This window comes from Aquiflexum sp. (genome assembly GCF_041749095.1).
In the GTDB taxonomy this organism is placed as follows: domain Bacteria; phylum Bacteroidota; class Bacteroidia; order Cytophagales; family Cyclobacteriaceae; genus Aquiflexum.
Genome location: NZ_JBGTCA010000346.1, coordinates 1 through 3,567 on the forward strand (window position 1 = coordinate 1; position 3,567 = coordinate 3,567).

The following is a 3,567-nucleotide window of genomic DNA, read 5'->3' on the forward strand; positions in this document are numbered from 1 at the left end:
GACCTTTTGGTCGGGCCGGTCATGTTTTTGATAAAACTGGCCAGACGTATGCTTAAACCCAGACCTAATCAAAAGGAATGATTAAAATGATCAGAAAGGGTAATGACATCAAGTTAAAAATGATGGAACCACAAAAGTGTCAAAAGAATACAAAAGTTACTGAAAATCAACTTTCGGTGTTATAGTCTTTTGTTCCCTTTTGTTTCTTTTGTGGTTCAAAAAATTTCCTATGTGGTTACCCACAATGATACGAGAAGCCAGATATCATTGGGGCTTTTCAAAAAATCTGTCATTGGTAGTAATCAACATTTTAGAAATATTTAGATTAGGTAATGACATCAGGTTACCCGCTAGGCAGCGGTCATCCTGAGTCCTTAACATTTTGGAAATGTTCAGAAAAGGCAATGACATCAAGACGGGCTGCAGACCTCTCTCCACGATAGCTATCGGGATCGAGGTGACAAGGCAAAGTCCTGTAATAGATTCGAATGCTATTTGTAGTTCTAAACCATCAATTTCAAAATCGATAAAAATTATTTCCTCAATTCACATGTAAGCTCAAGATTGCTTATTTTGGCTTCCATACAATAAACCTACAAATATGAAAGCGGCCAAAATCCTCTTGACCTATGTATTGGCGACTGTCTTCGCCTTGCAGGTCCTGGCTCAAAACAACCCCAATCTAAATATTGAACCTCCCTTTTGGTGGACCGAAATGCCTGTGACAGAACTCCAACTGATGTTGCACGGCGAGCGGATCGGCGATTATCGGGCCTCTCTCAGTTACGAAGGTGTTACATTGAACCGACAAGTGGTAGGCGACTCCCCAAATTACCTTTTCATCTACCTCACTGTCGAACCCGGCACCAAGCCAGGCAAATTGATGTTTTCCCTATCCAAAGGGGAAAAGGACAAAAAGCCTGTGAACTTTTCCTACGAGCTTTTGGAGCGCAAAGCTGACCCCATGGCCAACCAAGGGTTCGACGCTTCTGATGTCATTTACCTGCTTATGCCTGACCGCTTTTCCAATGGCGACCCTAGCAATGATGAGATCGACGGCATGTTGGAAGGCGTGGATAGAAGCAACCCCAATGCCCGCCACGGCGGAGACATAAAAGGAATAGAAAACAACCTGGAATACATCAAGGATCTCGGCATGACTGCTGTTTGGCTAACGCCGGTTTTCGAGAATGACATGACCCCGAAGTACGGCGCCTATCACGGATATGCCGCCACCGATATGTACAAGATTGACCGACGGTTCGGGAGCAACGAAGAGTTTAAACGCTTTGTGGAAGTTTGCCACCAAAACGACTTAAAGGTGATTATGGACATGATCCACAACCACATTGGTGACCAACACTGGTGGATGAGGGATTTGCCGACCAAAGACTGGGTACACGATTTCGGAAAATATGGGCAGACCAACTACAGGGGCGCAGTGCAGTCAGACCCTTACGCTTCCCAATTCGACCTTGACAAGCTGGAAAGAGGCTGGTTCGTAGCCGAAATGCCCGATCTCAATCAACGCAATCCTTTGGTTGCCGACTATCTGATCTTCAACACCCTTTGGTGGATCGAGTACTCAGGCATTGATGGCATCCGCATGGATACTTACGTGTACCCTTACAAAGATTATATGGCCAAATGGGCCAAAGCAGTGATGGAAGCCTATCCTGATTTTAACATTGTGGGGGAAGCTTGGGTAGAGTCAGTTGCCCACGAAGCCTATTGGCAGGAAAATCTGCCAGGTGAAGGTGGGGATTATAACTCATACCTGCCCAATGTGACGGATTTCCAGGTTTTCACTGCACTTCAAAAAGCCTTCAATGAACCTTTCGGCTGGAGCAGCGGACTGATGCAACTGTACTTTGTGCTTTCTCAGGACAGGTTGTATTCAGACCCCAACAAAAATGTAATCTTTATGGAAAACCACGATACGGAACGTTATTTTACCACCGTTAAGGAAAATAAAGAACACTTTAAAATGGCCTACGCCTACCTGATGACTACCCGTGGCATTCCCCAAGTCTATTATGGATCTGAGTTGATGTTCCCCATGGATAAGGTAAGTGGCGATGGTGCCAAGCGCGTTGATATGCCCGGTGGCTTCCCAGGAGATGGGCGCAGCGTATTCACAGCAAGCGGTAGGACCGAAAGAGAGAACGAAGCCCATGCCTATGTAAGCAAAATTACGAACTGGCGAAAAGGGAAAGAAGTGATCCACAGTGGCAAACTCCTGCACTTTGTGCCCGATAATGATGTCTATGTCTATTTCCGTCACGATGATTCAGAAACTGTAATGGTGGTGATCAATAACCGGAAAGAGGCCGCAACCATTTCCCGCAAAAAACATATCGAGATGCTCAGGCCTCACACCCAAGGCTACAACCCGCTTACCGGGGAAACGATCAATATATCTGAAGACTTTAATGTGCCTGCAAAAACGGCTACCATATTAGAATTGAAATAAATAATATAGTATTCTGGCAAAAGCCAGGATACTCTTTTTACTTTTCTAATCTTTTTATTTCATTTTTTGTCCGTAAACGCACGGAAATGTTCGGATAAATCTATGCGAACACTTATCAATACCCTGTTTTCTCCAACAGGGGCAGGTTTATAATGGTATATTATTTGGCATATAGAGAAAAATGCAATCCTTTATTTAAGCTGTATTCCGTTTCACCATTAAAGCCCTCTCTTATGTTAAAAAGTTACTTCTTAATTGGAATCCGTAATCTTATAAGGGAAAAGTGGTTTTCCCTCATTAAAATACTTGGACTGGCATTGGGGCTGGCAGCTACATTTATTTTAGGCTTATATATTCAGGAAGACCTTTCTTTTGACAGGTTCCATCAGGATTCTTCGCGGATCTACCGGGTACTTACACTGGACATGGCCGAAGGGGTCAGCAGCAAATTAGTGGGAGTAACGCCTGTTGCCTTAGGCCCTGCTATGGTGGAGGAACTTCCCGAAGTCACCAACGCTGTAAGGATAAGACCTCTGGGGCGATTGAACATCAGTTATGAAGACAAGCTGCTAAGATGTGAGGGCTGCTTCAGGACAGAGTCTTCCTTTTTTGAGATATTCAACTTCCCGGTTCTGGAGGGAAAAAAAGAAGGAGTATTGGACGAACCCAATACCATTGCCATTACCGAGACATTATCGAAAAGGATTTTTGGGGAAGAAAGCCCCATTGGGAAAACCATAAAAGTTAACCAAACCCTTGAACTTTATGTTGTGGCCCTTTTGGCCGATCCTCCGGCAAACTCCCATATCCAATTTGATCTGCTCAGGTCAATAGTGCCCGGACAGGATGAGGAGAACTACCGACAAAGCCTGCTACAATGGGGAGGCCTCAATACATTTACCTACCTGAAGTTTGATAGGGAAATAGACAAGGCCGAGGTTGATGCCAAGATTCAGGCTATAGCCCGGAAAAATGAGGCGGTTGAAGTATTTGTTCCTACTTTGCAGGCACTGAATGATGTCCATTTGGGATCAAAAGAGATCCTTTTTGAGAGCAATTTCAATAAGTCGGATATGCAACATGTGGTCACGCTA

2 protein-coding genes are annotated in these 3,567 nt (G+C 44.5%); both read left to right on the forward strand.

The window, feature by feature from the left end:
* Positions 1–601: 601 nt before the first annotated feature.
* The gene (locus ACEW8O_RS15570; protein WP_373495546.1) at positions 602–2,473 is read left to right on the forward strand and encodes a glycoside hydrolase family 13 protein; all 1,872 of its coding nucleotides are present in this window, start codon (positions 602–604) and stop codon (positions 2,471–2,473) included.
* Positions 2,474–2,706: 233 nt separating this feature from the next.
* On the forward strand, positions 2,707–3,567 hold an 861-nt coding region (locus ACEW8O_RS15575), incomplete at its 3' end, for an ABC transporter permease (RefSeq protein WP_373495547.1).